Here is a 17,397-nt window from a genome sequence, read left to right as displayed (position 1 = left end):
CCCAGTTGGCAGAGCAAGTGTACTTACATTATTGAACCGCCGTATACGAGAACCGTACGTACGGTGGTGTGAGAGGACGACTAATCAACTAATGATTAGTCTCCTACTCGATTGGTTACGATTCAAGAGCGCGTGGGTTTTTGATAATAATCGGACGAGGATCTTCAATATTTTCAGGAAGAACCAATCCTTCATGATCGTCCCATACATATGGCGAATAGTAAATCAATTCATCGCCACCTGTGCGAGCAAATTCTAAAGCTTCATGAGCAATCGTCTCATGCATATCATAATGATAAGCTCTTGAGAATGTTTCACCTAAAGGCGCATCCACCATATACATACGTGGCGGGCGAATACGTTCTGCTAAATGCGGGAAGTGTCCAACAAGGACCGTACGAATCCCGTGTTTTTCGATTTCTCGAGCGACCAATCCAACGGATTGATGACACATAAATCAGCCGGGAGAAAGTAATACCACATCAACATTATTCTCTTCAAGGGTCTCAGCGATTTGCTTTGCTGTGACTTCAATCAGCACATCAACGCGGGGTACGTGTCCCATCCAAGAAATATTAACGGGTGAGACTTCGCCGATGATTCCCTTTTCCGCCATCGAACGTAAAGTTTTTAATGGGAAGACACAGTCTAAATCTTTATGAGCGGCTTGGTTCGGGTAGCGCACGTGACTAATTGTAATATCGCTATAGTCTACATCACCTGGGATAATGCGGTAAGAAGCATCACCGGTTAAGATAAAAGGTTTGTCAGTTCGTAAATGAACTCCCGTTGAAGCGGCAATCGCAACGCGTAATTCTGATAGAGGTTTATCAATCTTGTCAGCAATTACGGGTGGCTTACGTAAGGTTAATGTCATTGCTTCAAGGCCATGCGACATATTCGTTTGCATATTAATCGTTTCACGATTATGTTTTGTCGGCAAGGTCGAATCAACGTGTTTCATGATTTCACTCCTTCTTTATCATTTTGTGAAGAGTATAACGTAGCTGAACATCTTCGTCAATTAAAACGCTCTTTTTTCACAAAGATGATATCTCCGAGAGATTTTGAGGATCTATATTCCCATGCGCAGTAATGAGTGTGCTTTATTTAAATAGTGAGGATTCTGTATTCTTTTTGTGAAATAAAGTGTATATAAATTGTTATTTCACCAAGAATCAGCTAAAATTCAAAGTATGTGAATCGATAATCAATTAAGGGAGTGAGAGATGATGCAAAATATGGGATCCATTCTAGGATTGGATCGATTAGAACAGATCCAAGCGAGTTTTGAAATGGTTCAAATTCTCAATCCAGAAGGAGAAATCGTAAATAATGACATCGAAATTGACTTGACGGATGAACAATTACTCGAGTTAATGAAGCGAATGGTCTTTGCGCGCGAGTTCGATGAACAGACTAATTCATACAGTCAACAAGGACGCATGGGATTTTTTGCCCCTTCTCGTGGACAAGAAGCAGCGATGATTGCGAGTCATTTTGCTTTTGATAAAGACGATTGGTTATTTGGTGGTTATCGTGATTTACCGCAAGTAATCATGCATGGGGCTTCAGTTGCGGATATGTATCATTGGTCTAAAGGGCATGTTAAAGGGCAACGTGGTGGCTATGACAAAGAAGTTAACGCAACCATTCCACAAATTATTATAGGTGCTCAAATGGTCCAAGCCCAAGGTAATGCTTTCGGACAAAAATTAAAAGGTTCCAAACAAGTTACTTTTGCTTATACGGGTGATGGTGGGACTTCGGAAGGAGATACCTATGAAGCGTTGAACTTTGCGGGTGTCTTTAAGAGTCCACTTATTATGTTCTTCCAAAATAATGGCTATGCTATTTCTACCCCGATTGAAATTCAAACCCACGCGAAAACATTAGCTCAAAAAGCAGTTGCGGCAGGCGTTCCAGGGGTCCAAGTAGACGGGAATGACCCACTTGCTACCTATATGGTATCAAAAGCAGCGCGTGAATATGCAGCAAACGGAAACGGTCCAGTAGTAATTGAACTGGTGACCAATCGAATGAAGCCACACTCAACGATGGGAGATGACCCTTTACGCTATCGTGATCAAGCCTCTCTAGATTATTGGGCACAACGCGACCCACTGGAACGATTTCAACGTTACTTGATGAAGCGAGGCATTTTGACGGAAGATATGTTAGAGCAATACCATCAAGAAGCGATTGAACTGATTCGTCAAGGAATAGAAGCGTCCGAACAAGAGCCCGCAATGGACTTGGCAGAATCTTTAAAATGGCAATATCAAGGAGCGATGCCGGCTCATTTAGTTGAACAATACCAACAATTGAAAGGAGAATCTTCGAATGATTGATCGTAAAAATCCTGAAGCAGGCAATAATTTAACGATGGTGCGTGCCATTAATCAAGCCTTGGAGATGGAGATGAAATCCGATGATTCCGTAATTCTCTTTGGTCAAGATATTGGTAAAAATGGCGGCGTATTTCGTGTGACGGAACATTTACAAGAACAATTTGGAAAAGAACGAGTGATTGATACCCCTCTTGCAGAATCTGCGATTGCAGGTATGGCTTATGGATTGGCTTTCCAAGGCTTTCGTTCAGTCATTGAAATTCAATTTTTAGGTTTTATTTTTGAAGCGATGGACAGTGTGAATCAGATGGCGAGAACGTCCTATCGGACGGGTGGAACGGTTAAGATGCCGGTCGTTATTCGTGCGCCTTTTGGAGGCGGAGTCGGCACACCGGAATTTCACCCGGATAGTTTCGAAGGGCTTTTAGCACAATTTCCTGGACTGAAAGTTGTTATTCCATCCTCGGCGATTGATGCGAAAGGCATGATGATTTCAGCGATTCGTGATGATAATCCGGTTGTATTTTTAGAGCATATGCTGCTTTATCGTTCGTTCCGTGAGAAAGTGCCGGAAGAAAGCTATACGATACCTTTAGACCAGGCGAATATTGTACATGAAGGAACGGATCTAACACTCGTGACTTACGGAGCGATGGTCCGAAAAGCTGTAAAAATAGCTGAAATTGCGCAAGAACATGGTGTGTCAGTTGAAGTGATTGATTTACGCGTGGTTGCACCAATTGATTATGAAACCATCATGACTTCTGTTCAAAAGACACAGCGTCTGATGGTGTTACAAGAAGCTCAGCGACAAGCAGGAGTGGGACATCAAGTAGTATCCGAAATGGCTCAACGTGCATTTTATCACCTGATGGCACCGATTCGTTTTGTGTCTGCTCCAGATACGTCATTCCCATTCAAACAAATTGAAAGTCAATGGTTACCGACAGATCAAGAAATCATTGACGCGATGTTTGAAGTCGTACAAGCATAAAATTAAATTTTATTTAAAAGAGAAAGGAAACAATTATGGCATTTCTAGTTAAGTTACCTCCACTGGGAGAAGGAATTTTTGAAGCGCAAATGGTTGCCCGTCACAAGCAGGTGGGCGATGAAGTTAAAGAAGGCGACGTTATTGCGGAAATGGAAACCGATAAAGCAACTGGCGCCTTGGCATCACCTGTCAGTGGTGTAATCAAAGAGTTTTACATTGAAATTGGCGATTATATTTTCCGAGATGAAAAAGTCTTATTAATCGATGATGGTAAGGAAGAGCTAACAACCGGTTCAGGTGGAGATGCGGGACGCGTCAATGAAGATGGCTCGATTGTAGCACCCCCTGAAGGTGAAAAATTAGCGATTCCTAAGTTAGGTCCACGTAGTAAACAAGCTCCAGCGCAAAATCAGCCTGAAAAGCCAGTTCAAGCAAGTGAGCAACCTAAACTTGCGGCGCAACCAACGCCAACGCCTGCACCTGAACAACCGAAAGAACCTGAACAATCTCAACCGACCCAAGAAGTTGAAAAACCAGAGGCAGCAACACCAGAACAAGAGCAACCTGCCTTTAAGTTATCCGATGACGGTGAATACTATGTGGTAGAAAAAACTGGTAGTGTAGCAGAAGTCTTCAAGCGCTTCTACGGTGAAGATCAACCACAAGCCCCAGCAGCAAAACCTGATATGAAATTTATGTCAGAGCAAGGACAAGCACAACAAGGAAAGCCAATTCCATCAACAACACGCAAGCATCGCTACTTAGAACCGTTACAGACGAACTTCCAACACTCGCTAGATGGCAGCCAACCGATCCCAACGCACGTTGCCAATGAAATACCTTATGAAGAATTATTGAAGCGTGGCGAAAATGTGAAAGTTGCGCCAGCGCTTCGTAAATATGCCGCAGAAAATCATATTGATATATCCGAATTACCAACGGATGAAAATGGCACGATTACGAAAGAAATGATTGATCTAGCAATTAGTCATGCAGTGGGTGAGCGCGAATGGAACTACAAATTAATCGATGAGTACGATCCAGGTTACTGGACGCATCGCCCAGACGAAGAAGCGGGTCGTGAGGAAACATATATCCGTAAGTACAATGCTTCTCGTTATGAGATGAGTCACCGCAAAGTGCCACCGTTCTCAGTGACCTTAGATATCGATATGACGAAGTTGCAACAATATATCGAGTTAAGATATGGTGCCAAAGCGACGAAGAATAGTGTCTTACCTTACTTTATTCGTGCAATTGTTATCGCAGCACATCGCTATCCAGAATTAAATTCATCGATCGATGATGTGGTATCGGTCTTCCGCTTTAAGTCTTATGTCAATGTAGGAATTGAGATGAATACCGTTCAAGGACTCTTTACTCCAGTGATTAAAGATGCGCATCTGCAGTCTTATCATGAATTGGAAGAAAGCTTGAATGAGCTCGAGCATGAAGTTAAAGTGGAACGTATATTTAACTATGAGACCAACTCAGATTCAACGATTACCATTACCGATGTGTCTGAATTTGGTTATGTCGAGAATTTTGTGCCAATTATTCAACATCCAAATGCAGCGATTTTTGGACTGGCTGGAACTCGAGATAAAGCCGTTGTTGTTGAAGGCGAAGTAGCCGTTCGTCCAATGCAGCCAATGACGCTAGTGAGCGATGCACGAATCTTAACACGTGACAAAGCAATTCGCGTTGCAAACTTCATTAAAGACATGATTGAAGAGCCTAGCTACTTATTTGAAATGGATGAAGCTTTACAAGCACAAGAATAAGAAAGGAATCGAAATGGATAAACTTTCAGAAGTATATTTAAAAGGTGAAGAAAATAAAGCGGCGATTCTATTGATGCATTCTTTTGGAGATACCAATGGAGTTATGTCTCCGCTCGCTGAATTGCTAAATCAAGCAGGGTACAGTGTGTTATATCCAACTTATTCTAACCATCAAGATCAAAATTATGCTGAGATTTTTTCGACACCGATGGAAGATTATCAAGCAGAAGCAGCAGAATATTACCAGTTCTTGAAAGCGCAAGGTCATGACAACATTGTAGTCGGCGGTTTATCACTCGGAGGCATTTTAGCCATTGATTTAGCGGTTCAACATCCAGAGGTATCGGGTTTGATCAGTCTAGCTAGTCCGATGTTTATCGATTTGAATGAATCTAAAATACCTTACTATATGCGTCAACAGTTGTATCGTCAACTTGCGACCGAGGAAGGAATATCCGCTGAAGATCTTAAACAGGCGGATCAGATGTTTAAAACGTTGAAAGAAATCTTTAAGACGATGAATCGTTGGATGGATGAGAGTTTATCGAAAGTATTACAATTGGAGCAGCCGGTTTTCATTGCGCAGAGTGTCAATGATGAAGTTATTAATATGACCGTAGCCGAACGTTTGAAGCGTGCTATGCGTCAAGCTGAATTCGTTGATTTTCATTTATATGAAGAAGGGACGCACTATTTAACAGCAGATCTGACGTTGTCTCCACTTGCACAAGACTTGATTCATTTCTTAGGAAAAATCTAACTTCCCATTAATCACAATCACACTGAAAGGAGAACCAACCAATTCAGTGTGATTTTTTATTTAGCGAGACTGACCCATCTTCAAAAGATAAATTAACAAAAATTTAACAGATATTTTTGTTAAATCATAGGAATATCAGGTAGAATAACGATAGATGAAAAAATAGTAGGTGACGGAAAAATCGCTCGCTCTGCTAAATCCATATTAAAGGAGTTATTATGAAAAAGACAATTGCGTTTATGATGGTAGCTTTATTATGCTTAAGCCAAATGGTTCTAAGTCCAGCACAAGTTGAGTCGGCTTCAGAGTTTGATGCTAATCGTCTACGAGTTGCCTATTCTGTGGATCCGGATGGGTTAGATCCACAAAGGACAGTGGCAGCGAGTACCTTCCAAGTCACTAGCAATATTTATGATACGCTCGTTAAGGTGACCCCAGCAGGTGAATTGCAGCCTGGTTTAGCAGAAAGTTGGGAAGTGTCAGAAGACGGGCTCCAAATTACCTTTAAGTTAGTTGAAGGAGTGCAGTTCCATAATGGAGAGCCGTTCAATGCTCAAGCGGTCGTAAATTCTTTTGAACGATTAAAAGGAGAAGACTCGCCACGTGCAAAAGATTATCAAAATATTATCGAGATGGAAGCAGTCAGTGAATACGAAGTGCGCTTTACCACTGAGGAGCTCGATGTCGATCTTCCTTCAAAATTTGCTTACGCTTGGACAGCCATTGTTGAAACAGGTGTGGCAGATAGTTTACGGACTCAACCGGTCGGGACAGGATCATACCGACTCGTTGAGTGGACACCTCAAGAGCGGATTCTATTAGAGGCTTACGAAGGTGCCTTAACGCAAGCACAGATTCGGACGGTAGAAATGCGTAATATTCCAGATCCGCAAGCACGTGTATTGGCAATGCAAAGTGGCGAAGTGGACTTTATGAGTATTTCAGGCGAACAACGTCCGCTGGTCGAAACAATTTCGGGTTATCAAGTGATTGCCAATCCGATGAATGGTATCCAGTTAATGCCGATGAATCAGGAAAATGAGTATCTAAAAGACCCTCAAGTCCGTCGGGCGATTGCAATGGCGGTCAACAAAGAAAGTTTAATTGAGCATATCTTTGCGGATGATGGCCAAAAAATTGGCTCGCACTATCCACCGATTTTAGCAAACTATGTTGATTTATCAGAACATATGCCATACGATGTCGAAGGTGCAAAGCAATTGATGGAAGAAGCCGGCTACGGAGATGGCTTTAAATTGAAGATGTACTTGCCGAAAGATTACCAAATGTATGTGGATGCTGGGCAAGTGATTGCGGAAGAATTAAAGCAATTAAAGATTCAAGTCGAGATTGAAGTCGTAGAATGGGCTTACTGGTTAGAGAATGTTTATCAAGGACGTCAATACGACTTAACGGTTGTAGGACATACTGGACGTCTCGATTCGTATCAGTGGCTTGCACGTTATCATAGCGAAAGTCCAGAGAACTACTTCAACTATTCAAACGAACGCGTCGATGAAATCTTAGAGACAGTGTCACAAATTCAAGATGCGACGGAACGCGATGTGCTCTATCAAGAGTTACAGACAATCTTGGCGGAAGAAGTGCCAGCGGTTTATATTCAATCACCCGCGCAATTAATAGCGATGCGTGAAGAAATTCAAGGATACGAGACCTATCCAATTGATATTATGCCGTATAGTGATTTATCATATCGTTAGAGAAAACTTAAAAAGTAATATAAAGGAGGATTCCGATGCTGAAATATATCATTCGTAGATTATTACAGGGAGTTGGAGTCCTCTTTGTTGTTACTTTACTTACTTTTCTAGCATTAAAAGTCATTCCGGCAGACCCAGCTACTTTAATCTTAGGTATTGATGCGACACCTGAGAGTGTCGCCCAACTGCGTGAAGCGATGGGGTTAAATCGCCCACTGCTGGTCCAATACTGGGAGTGGATGACCTCTGTTTTACAAGGAGATTTAGGGACCAGTTATTACTACGGTAGTGCGGTAAGTGATTTGATTCGCTCGCGTTTGCCGTTAACGTTGACAATCGCGCTCCTTACTACTTTTTTTAGTTTGATTTTCGGAACGTTTCTTGGAACATTCGCCGCTTTATATCGACGTCGCGGCTTAGATTACTTAATTCGTTTGTTTACACAATTAAGCGGGGCGGTTCCTAGTTTTTGGTTGGGAATGCTTGCATTAACTTATTTAGCGGCACGACTCCAATGGTTCTCAGTACACCCGGACATCGATTTGGCGAACCGATTTTGGGGGAGTTTATATCAGTTACTTTTACCGACAATGGTGTTAACTCTGACGCAAATGGGACCGACAATTCGTCAGACCCGTTCGGCAATGTACGATGCACTCGAAGCAGATTATATGATGAGTGCCCGGATGAAAGGGTTAAGTGAGCGACGTCGGATTATTCGCTACGCACTCAGATCAGCGATGATGGCGCCTTTAACGCTATCTTCATTGCAATTTGCGCACTTGATTGGAGGAACGACCGTGGTTGAGACGGTCTTTTCACTTCCTGGATTAGGACGATTGTTGTTAGTGAGTGTGGAGCAGCGTGATTTAATGTTGTTGCAAGGATTGATTTTATTTATCACCACGATGGTGATTGTCATCTCCGTTGTGACGGATATATTATATCAATACATCAATGGCAATACAGAAGAAGGGGTGTAGTCATGACGCAAGTTATTCAACGACGTCGAGAACGTCGCTACTTGGAACGATTCGCATTCTATCTTTCGTGCAGTATGATTGTTTTGATGTTTATTTTATGTTTGGCTTCTTACTTTACCTCGCAAGATCCTACAGCAGTTGATTTAACGCAACGGTTCCAACCGCCGAGTGCAGCCCATTGGGCAGGGACCGATCAATTCGGACGCGATATATTAACGCGAATTATGTATTCGATGCGCTCATTTATTATGATTAGTATGGGAGCGGTTTTGGTAGGAGCGACGCTAGGCTCATTGATTGGCTTAGTGGCCGGTGTGGTCCGTCCGGGATGGCGCCGTCTTATGATGAGTGTGGTGGATGGATTTATTGCTTTTCCAGGTATTTTATTAGCGCTATTAATTATTTTTATTTTAGGGAAAGGCCAATGGAATACAGTGGTGGCAATCAGCTTGATGTTGATGCCCACCTTTGCCAAGTTGGCCTATAGTACAACCTTAGAAGTTTTGGACAAAGACTTTGTAAAAGCAGCTTATAGTTATGGCTTAAGCCGCTGGGAAATTCTATTCCGACACGTCTTACCTTTCTATGTTCCGAAGTTAATTACCCAAGCATCAGGCAGTGTTGCTAGCAGTATGATGATTGAATCGAGTTTATCTTTCTTAGGGCTGGGTGTCCAACCACCGAATGCCAGTCTCGGCTTAATGATGAACGAAGCGCAGCAGTATGCGTTACTTTACCCGTATATGATTTTACCTACAGGAATTGTACTGGTCAGTGTGGTATTAGCCTTTATTATGTTAGGTGACAGTCTCAATGACCGTTGGCAATTACGGACGGAGGTGTGGGATGACTAACTTATTAGACGTTCAAAATTTATCCGTTTTTGATGAGCACGACCTTCCCCTCCTACATCAAATCAACTTATCTATTCCAAGTTGTCAGGCACTCGGAATTGTTGGCGAGTCAGGTTCTGGGAAAAGTTTACTGATCAAAACCTTATTAGGTTTGCTTCCAGATAATTTAAGTGCTTGTTATGATCATTTAGCTCTTGAGACGGTCAATTTTTATCAAATGGCTCCCGATAAATTACGAACATTTCGTGCGCTCGAGATAGGTTATATTCCCCAAAATACAATGGAATACTTACATCCTTTGTTGACGATTGAGGAACAATTAACCGATGGTTATCGGACGCATTTGAAGGCGAGTGGAGCCGAGGCACGTCAACGTGCCTTAGAATTGTTAGAACAAGTAGAAATTAAGCACCCTGAACGGGTACTGAAGGCTTTACCCCGTGACTTAAGTGGTGGGATGCGTCAACGCGTGTTGATTGCGATGGCTTTAATCAATCAACCCCACTTAATGATTGCGGATGAACCGACGACAGCTCTCGATGCTAAAGTTCAATATCAAGTCATGGAATTATTAGCCAAAGCTCAACAACAAGGCTGTCGTAATTTAGTCATTATTTCGCATGATTTGCACTTAATTCAAAAATATTGCGATTATGTCATTGTGATGCAACAAGGAGAAATTCGGGAAGTTGGACCGACCGAGATAGTGTTTAGAAAGCCTCAATCCCCTTATACGCAAGCTCTATTAAACGTGCGGATCGATCTGTCACAAGACCCGGATCAACCACTTCTCGACGTCCGTCATTATTTATCGCCGGACGCAAAGCCAGTCTCTCAGGAGGTTGAAAATGTTACAAGGAATTGAACTTAATAAAACATTTCAGGGGCGAGGAGGTTGGCTATCATCCGCCTCTCAGCCGATTGTAGCAGTCGATCAAGTCTCGTTGGAATTGAATCCTAAAGAAACGGTTGGTTTAGTCGGCGAGAGTGGCAGTGGCAAGTCTACTTTAGGCGAACTCCTAGGAGATTTGCAGCGCCCGACGTCGGGACAAGTTTGTTATCGTGGTCAAGATATCCAATCGATGGACCGAGAAGCGTATGCGAATTATCGCCGTAATGTGCAATTTGTTTTCCAAAGTCCACACACGTCGATGAATCCGACCTATACGATTCAACACGTGCTTGAAGAACCATTACGTAAACTAACCAACGATACTGAACGTGAACGTATCGAAAAGATGGAAGCGATGATGGAACAAGTCGGGCTTCCCGTGCGTTACTTGAGTCGATACCCACGTCAACTGTCCGGCGGACAATGCCAGCGCGTGGCAATCGGGCGAGCACTACTTTTGAATCCAGAAATGTTAATCTGTGACGAATGCATCTCAGCCTTAGATGTCTCTGTTCAAGCGCAAATCTTAAATTTACTAAATCAACTTCAAGAAATTTACGGAACAACGTATTTATTTATTTCACATGATTTGGCGGCGGTTAAATACATCTCGGATCGAGTCTTAGTAATGCAACACGGTCAAGTCGTTGAGTCTGGGCCGACGGAGCATGTTCTAACCCAGCCAGAACATGCGTATACCAAGCAACTTTTACACTATCATCAACTCATTCATTAATGGGTCAAAGGCAGGAGGAATATTATGAAATGGACGGTTGTAGGCTATTACGGAGGTTCATTAAAAGCAGGTAAAGCAGCTTCTGGGTACTTACTCGAAGCGAAGGAACCGATTTTGATTGATTGTGGCCCTGGGATTGTCTCGACGCTTCAACAGCGAATTGATTTAAATCAAATTAATCATGTCGTCTTATCGCATTACCATTGGGATCATTTTAGTGATTTAGGAGCGCTCATCTATCATCGGGTGATTCAACAAGAACTAGGGATGACTCAACAACCCTTGCATCTATATGGGCAAGTTATCGAGCCGTATTATGAGTTATTGAGTCAGTATGACTGTGTGGAATTTCATCCGATTGAATCGGGGCAACCCTTCGAAGTAGTGGGAGTCCAGTTTACCCCAGCATTCACCCACCACCCCGTACCTTGTCTCGCTTTTAGCATCCAAGATTCAGATCATAAGATATTTTATGGGGCGGATGGAGAATATGCTCAAGAGCTCATTCCATTAGCGCAAGACAGTGATTTATTGGTTATCGAAGCCAGTCTATACCCAGAAATTTCTGGAGAAGCGTCAGGGCATATGAATGCGCTGGATGCGGCACAGTTTATTATCGAGACCGAACCGAAGCAAGCGATACTCACTCATTTACCAATTTATGGTGATCCTGAAGAAATCTTAGAGGCTGTGCTTGAACGCACCGCAATTCCAGTACATTTGGCCGAGAGTTGGTTCACTGTTGATTTAAAATAACATGCGGCAAGATTATAAATTGACTTCTTCATTGATTTTAGGTAAATTAAGCTTGTAGTTAACACGCTTTACAGAAAAGGAGATACTATGAATAAGGAAGTTGTGAAAGGGATTGCAGCCAGCGATGGATATGCAATTGCCCCTGTTTATGTACTAAAAGATCCGGATTTAAGCTTTGAAACTGAACAAGTTTCAGATCCAGCCGCAGAAATCGAACGCTTCAAAGCGGCGGTAGCGCAGTCACGTGAAGAGGTTCAACGAATTCAAGAACAAGCTAAAGCGAATCTGTCAGCAGAAGAGCTTCAAGTTTTTGATGCGCATTTAATGTTCTTAGCAGACCCAGAGTATGTCGGTCAGATTGAATCAGTCATTGAAAGCGAAAAAATTAACGCAGAAGCAGCACTACAACAAGTAAGCACGATGTTTATTACAATGTTCGAGTCAATGACAGATAATGCTTATATGCAAGAGCGTGCGGCTGACATTCGTGACGTCTCACAACGAATTTTAGCGAGTCTATTAGGAGTGGAACTTGCTTCTCCGGCAGCGATTGCACATGAAGCCATCTTGGTAGCAGAAGATTTAACGCCGAGTGATACGTCGCAATTGAATAAGCAATTTGTAAAAGCTTTTGTTACAAATATTGGGGGACGTACATCACACTCTGCGATTATGGCACGCTCACTTGAGATACCAGCGATTGTAGGGACAAAGACAATTACTGAAGAAGTACAACACGGTGACTTAGTTATTGTTGATGCGCATGAAGGAATGGTAATCCTCAATCCAACCGAACAACAAATTGAAGAATATCAACAAAAGATGGCTAAAGAAGCTGAATTCCGTGCGGAATTAGAGACATTACTCGACGCAGAATCTACAACTCAAGATGGTCATCAAGTTGAAGTGGCGGCTAATATTGGGACACCGAAAGATATGGCCGGTGTGTTGAAGAACGGCGCTGAAGGGGTCGGACTTTACCGTACTGAATTCTTATATATGGACTCGGCTGATTTCCCAACTGAAGAAGAGCAATATGACGCGTATAAGACCGTGCTAGAACAAATGGACGGCAAACCAGTTGTAGTTCGAACGATGGATATTGGTGGGGACAAAGAGCTCGATTATCTTGACTTACCAGACGAGATGAACCCATTCTTAGGCTACCGAGCCATTCGTATCTCATTAGACCAGACAGAGATGTTCAAGACACAGTTACGCGCTTTACTTCGCGCTTCGGTTCATGGATTACTTCGCATTATGTTCCCAATGATTGCGACGGTAGACGAGTTCCGACAAGCCAAAGCAATCTATGAAGAAGTGAAAGCCGAGCTTGACCAAGAAGGCATCGCCTATGCTGATACCATTCAACTCGGAATTATGATTGAGATTCCAGCGGCAGCGTTGATGGCTGATCACTTTGCCAAAGAAGTCGACTTCTTCAGTATTGGAACGAATGACTTAATCCAATATAGTATGGCAGCCGACCGGATGAACGAACGTGTCTCTAACTTGTATCAACCGTATAACCCAGCTATCTTGCGCCTAATCAAGTTCGTCATTGATAGTGCACATGCTGAAGGCAAATGGGTTGGTATGTGTGGTGAGATGGGTGGCGAACCTGTCGCAACACCGCTATTACTCGGTATGGGACTTGACGAATTCTCAATGAGTGCAGGTAGCGTTCTTCGCATTCGTCACTTAATCCGTAACGCAAACTATGCGGATTGCCAAGTGCTTGTTGAACGCGCACTGACTGAGTGTGCTTCTTCTGAAGACGTGGTAAAATTATTAAATGAATTTCATCAATAATCGATTGACTAAGATGCTCCGCCAAATGAATTGGCGGGGTTTTTCTATGAATTCGTAACCCATTCGCTAAAATCATCAATTAATAGATGAAAAACACTGAGATATTTGAGATAATAGGAAAGAACATTAGGAAAGGGGATTAATATCTACATGTACAATGAAAAAGATACCGTCGCCGTTAACGCGCTACGTGCGTTAAGTGTTGAACAAATAGAACAAGCCAATTCTGGGCATCCTGGGCTACCACTGGGTGCTGCACCGATGGCCTATGCAGTTTGGGCAGGTCATTTGAATGTTAATCCAGCTGTAACGGATTGGGTGAACCGTGACCGCTTTATTTTATCAGCAGGACATGGCTCAGCTTTGCTATACAGTCTATTGCATTTAAGTGGATTTGATGTGACTTTAGATGATTTGAAGTCATTCCGCCAATTAGGAAGTAGAACACCAGGGCATCCGGAAGTGAATCATACACCGGGTGTTGAAGTGACCACCGGACCTCTTGGACAAGGGATTGCGCAAGCGGTTGGTTTTGCTTTAGCGGAGACCCACGCTGCAGCATTATACAACACCGATGAATATCCAGTAATTGACCACTATACGTATGCATTAATCTCAGATGGAGATTTAATGGAAGGTATTTCTTACGAAGCATGTTCTTTTGCAGGACATAATAAGTTAGATAAGTTGATTGCAGTCTATGATAGTAACGATATTTCATTAGACGGTGACTTGGACATGGCCTTCAATGAAGATATTAAGCAACGCTTTGAAGCTCAAAATTGGCATTACCAACTCGTTGAAGATGGTAATGACTTAGAAGCGATTCATCAAGCGATTGAAGCAGCTAAACAATATAAAGGTCAACCATCATTAATCGAGATTAAGACGGTGATTGGTTATGGTTCACCAGATCAAGGAACATCGAAAACCCACGGTGCGCCACTGGGAGAAGAGAACTGGGGCGTGACGCGTGAATTCTTAAAATGGACCCAAAACACGTTCGAAATTACACCAGAGATTCATGCAACGTACAAAGAACGCGTGATTGACCGCGGTCAAGCGAAGTACAATGAATGGATGGAAATGTACCAAGCTTATAAATCAGCTCATCCTGAATTAGCAGAGACGTTAGAAATTGCATTCCGTCGTGAGTTACCAGCTGATTACGATGCTGCCTTAACATTCGCAACGCCGGATACGAAAGCTGACGCAACTCGCTCTAGCTCAGGTAAAGTTCTAAATCAATTAGCGGAATCTATTCCATTCTTATGGGGAGGTTCTGCAGACTTAGCTGGATCAAATAAGACAACGATTAGCTCTTCTGGAGATTATTCATCAGCAGCACCTGGCGAGCGCAACTTGTGGTATGGGGTACGCGAATTTGCGATGGCAGCCATTATGAACGGAGCAATGTTACACGGTGGTACGCGTATTTTCGGTGGAACATTCTTTGTCTTCTCGGATTATCTGAAGCCAGCAGTTCGTCTATCAGCCTTATCTCAAATTCCAGCAATTTATGTGCTGACACACGATTCGATTGCGGTAGGTGAAGATGGACCAACACATGAGCCGATTGAACAATTAGCAGCTTTCCGTGCGATGCCGAACTTGAATGTCATCCGTCCAGCAGACTACAACGAGACACTCGTAGGTTGGAAAGTTGCGGTTGAATCGAAAGACCGTCCAACATTATTAGTACTAACACGTCAAAATGTTCCAGTCTTAGAACACAGTGCGGAATATGCTGAAGAAGGTGTTCGTCGCGGAGCATATATTGCTTCACCGGCTCAATCGGGTCACGGAGAAGGAATTCTAATCGCAGCGGGATCGGAAGTAGCTTTAGCGATTGAAGCTCAATCGAAGTTACGCGAAGAAGGCATCGATGTTTCGGTTGTTTCAATGCCTGCTGAAAACCGTTTTGCAGAACAAGACGCTGCTTATCAAGAAAGTATCTTACCGTCAGACGTGACGCGCCGTGTAGCGATTGAGATGGGAGCTACTTATGGTTGGCATAAATACACCGGCCTAAACGGTGCCGTCATTGGTATTGACCGCTTCGGTGCATCTGGTAAAGGTGAAGAAGTCGTTGAACACTTTGGCTTTACAGCAGACAATATTGTTTCAACTTATAAGAAATTGAAATAAGCTAACTGCAAATTGATGAAAAAATAATTGAAAAAACACACCCCCTTTTCAAGCTCTGCTAATTGTGGAGAATTTGAAGGGGGTGTCTTTGCTTGTTAAATAAGGGGATAAAGTTATAAAAGGGTTTGCAAAAGCGCATTCAATATGGTAAGATTTACTCACTTAATGCGTATAAAGTTTGATATAAAATAATCAGTGGTCATTCGAAATAGTAAGTGATGTAAGCGGTGCAAGTAGCATACGCTTTTTGCGTGTATAATGGCCGATGATATCGCTGGGGCAACTCAGACTAGACAGTATTTAAAATAGATGGATCTGGAGGAATAATGATGGTTGAACTGAAGTTAAATCATATTTATAAAAAGTACGATGGCGCAGAAAAATATTCGGTAACGGACTTTAATTTGGATATTGAAGACCGTGAATTTATTGTATTTGTTGGACCTTCAGGCTGTGGAAAATCAACAACAATTCGGATGATCGCAGGACTTGAAGATATTACTGAAGGCGAACTGATTATCGACGGACAAGTCGTCAATGATGTTCCGCCGAAAGACCGTGATATCGCCATGGTATTCCAAAACTATGCACTCTACCCACATATGACGGTATACGATAATATGGCTTTTGGTCTAAAGTTACGTAAAGTTCCAAAAGAGGAAATTGACCGTCGCGTTCGTGAAGCCGCAGAAATTCTAAGCTTAACTGAATACTTGAACCGTCGACCTTCAGAATTATCCGGTGGACAAGCTCAGCGGGTTGCACTGGGACGTGCGATTGTTCGTGAAGCGAAAGTCTTCTTAATGGACGAGCCGCTGTCAAACTTAGATGCGAAGTTAAGAGTTCAAATGCGTGCTGAAATTGCGAAGCTACATAAACGGATTAAAACCATTACGATTTACGTAACCCATGACCAGACTGAAGCAATGACGATGGCAGACCGAATTGTCATTATGAAAGATGGCTTTATCCAACAAATTGGTTCACCAAGTGAAGTTTATAATTATCCAGATAATGTTTTTGTGGCTTCATTTATCGGTTCACCAGCGTCCAATATTTTCGAAGTGACTTATAATGACGGTCGTGTTACGACGGAAGCGGGTATTGATGTTGCCGTTACAGAACCGCAGAAAAAATTACTCGATGAACGTGTAGGTAATGGGCAAAGAGTAATTATGTCGATTCGACCTGAAGATATTCAAGCCGAACAAATCTTCCTGGATGCAAATCCTGATTCAATTATTGAAGCCGAAGTGGTTGTTTCAGAGATGTTAGGAGCAGAATCCATCTTATATTCTCAAGTTGGCGATGTTGAGATTATCGCTAAAGTTGACGCGCGTGACTTCCATGAACCTGGTTCTCACGTTCAACTTGGACTGAATATGAATAAAGCGCACTTCTATGATGTAGAGACCGAAGAAGTTATTCGTTAATTTAACTGAAACGATTCAAACGTTCACTCAATTCGAGTGGACGTTTTTTGTTTGTCACAATTAATTTTACAATCTATCGATGTGCGTAAATTTCAAGTTTAAGTTAGCCACTTTGTTAAAACTGAAGACCTACATGTGAATTATTTGCACTAGGTTGTTCGGCTTTACAATGA

The 17,397-nt window shown here is 42.5% G+C and carries 15 protein-coding genes; 13 read left to right on the top strand and 2 right to left on the bottom strand.

What is annotated here, in order from left to right:
* Positions 1-115 precede the first annotated feature (115 nt).
* Complete coding sequence (locus CYJ57_RS07350) at positions 116-454, bottom strand: hypothetical protein (RefSeq protein WP_101954730.1); 339 nt, start codon at positions 452-454, stop codon at positions 116-118.
* Between the two features lie 3 nt (positions 455-457).
* Positions 458-964, bottom strand: coding sequence for a glycine/sarcosine/betaine reductase selenoprotein B family protein (locus tag CYJ57_RS07345; protein WP_101954729.1), 507 nt, complete (start codon positions 962-964; stop codon positions 458-460).
* Between the two features lie 265 nt (positions 965-1,229).
* Between CYJ57_RS07345 and CYJ57_RS07340 the strand changes: the two genes are divergently transcribed.
* From CYJ57_RS07340 to CYJ57_RS07280, 13 genes are all read left to right on the top strand, one after another.
* Complete coding sequence (locus tag CYJ57_RS07340) at positions 1,230-2,351, top strand: thiamine pyrophosphate-dependent enzyme (RefSeq protein WP_101954728.1); 1,122 nt, start codon at positions 1,230-1,232, stop codon at positions 2,349-2,351.
* Positions 2,344-3,345, top strand: a complete 1,002-nt coding sequence (locus CYJ57_RS07335; RefSeq protein WP_101954727.1) for an alpha-ketoacid dehydrogenase subunit beta — start codon at positions 2,344-2,346, stop codon at positions 3,343-3,345. The genes CYJ57_RS07340 and CYJ57_RS07335 overlap by 8 nt, the downstream gene beginning before the upstream one ends.
* A gap of 35 nt (positions 3,346-3,380) precedes the next feature.
* Positions 3,381-5,129 (top strand): 2-oxo acid dehydrogenase subunit E2, encoded by a 1,749-nt coding sequence (locus CYJ57_RS07330; RefSeq protein ID WP_101954726.1) that lies wholly within the window; start codon positions 3,381-3,383, stop codon positions 5,127-5,129.
* 13 nt (positions 5,130-5,142) lie between these two features.
* Positions 5,143-5,889: an alpha/beta hydrolase gene (locus CYJ57_RS07325; protein WP_180764446.1), complete on the top strand. Its 747-nt coding sequence runs from the start codon at positions 5,143-5,145 to the stop codon at positions 5,887-5,889.
* A gap of 218 nt (positions 5,890-6,107) precedes the next feature.
* On the top strand, positions 6,108-7,610 hold the full coding sequence (locus CYJ57_RS07320) for an ABC transporter substrate-binding protein (protein ID WP_101954724.1): 1,503 nt from the start codon (positions 6,108-6,110) through the stop codon (positions 7,608-7,610).
* A 35-nt stretch (positions 7,611-7,645) separates the two neighbouring features.
* On the top strand, positions 7,646-8,593 hold the full coding sequence (locus CYJ57_RS07315) for an ABC transporter permease (RefSeq protein WP_101954723.1): 948 nt from the start codon (positions 7,646-7,648) through the stop codon (positions 8,591-8,593).
* A 2-nt stretch (positions 8,594-8,595) separates the two neighbouring features.
* Positions 8,596-9,447 (top strand): ABC transporter permease, encoded by an 852-nt coding sequence (locus CYJ57_RS07310; RefSeq protein WP_101954722.1) that lies wholly within the window; start codon positions 8,596-8,598, stop codon positions 9,445-9,447.
* On the top strand, positions 9,440-10,312 hold the full coding sequence (locus tag CYJ57_RS07305) for an ATP-binding cassette domain-containing protein (RefSeq protein ID WP_180764445.1): 873 nt from the start codon (positions 9,440-9,442) through the stop codon (positions 10,310-10,312). Before CYJ57_RS07310 ends, CYJ57_RS07305 begins: the two co-directional genes overlap by 8 nt.
* Positions 10,296-11,075 (top strand): ABC transporter ATP-binding protein, encoded by a 780-nt coding sequence (locus CYJ57_RS07300; RefSeq protein WP_101954720.1) that lies wholly within the window; start codon positions 10,296-10,298, stop codon positions 11,073-11,075. Before CYJ57_RS07305 ends, CYJ57_RS07300 begins: the two co-directional genes overlap by 17 nt.
* A gap of 24 nt (positions 11,076-11,099) precedes the next feature.
* Positions 11,100-11,831: an MBL fold metallo-hydrolase gene (locus CYJ57_RS07295; RefSeq protein ID WP_101954719.1), complete on the top strand. Its 732-nt coding sequence runs from the start codon at positions 11,100-11,102 to the stop codon at positions 11,829-11,831.
* A gap of 87 nt (positions 11,832-11,918) precedes the next feature.
* On the top strand, positions 11,919-13,643 hold the full coding sequence (ptsP, locus tag CYJ57_RS07290) for a phosphoenolpyruvate--protein phosphotransferase (protein ID WP_101954718.1): 1,725 nt from the start codon (positions 11,919-11,921) through the stop codon (positions 13,641-13,643).
* Positions 13,644-13,793: 150 nt separating this feature from the next.
* Positions 13,794-15,791, top strand: a complete 1,998-nt coding sequence (gene tkt, locus CYJ57_RS07285; RefSeq protein ID WP_101954717.1) for a transketolase — start codon at positions 13,794-13,796, stop codon at positions 15,789-15,791.
* A 329-nt stretch (positions 15,792-16,120) separates the two neighbouring features.
* Positions 16,121-17,224, top strand: coding sequence for an ABC transporter ATP-binding protein (locus CYJ57_RS07280; protein WP_101954716.1), 1,104 nt, complete (start codon positions 16,121-16,123; stop codon positions 17,222-17,224).
* Positions 17,225-17,397 lie beyond the last annotated feature (173 nt).

Origin of the sequence: Falseniella ignava, assembly GCF_002847645.1 — a bacterium.
GTDB lineage: Bacteria > Bacillota > Bacilli > Lactobacillales > Aerococcaceae > Falseniella > Falseniella ignava.
The sequence above is the reverse complement of the archived record's forward strand: the minus strand, read 5'-3'. Positions and strand labels throughout refer to the sequence as shown.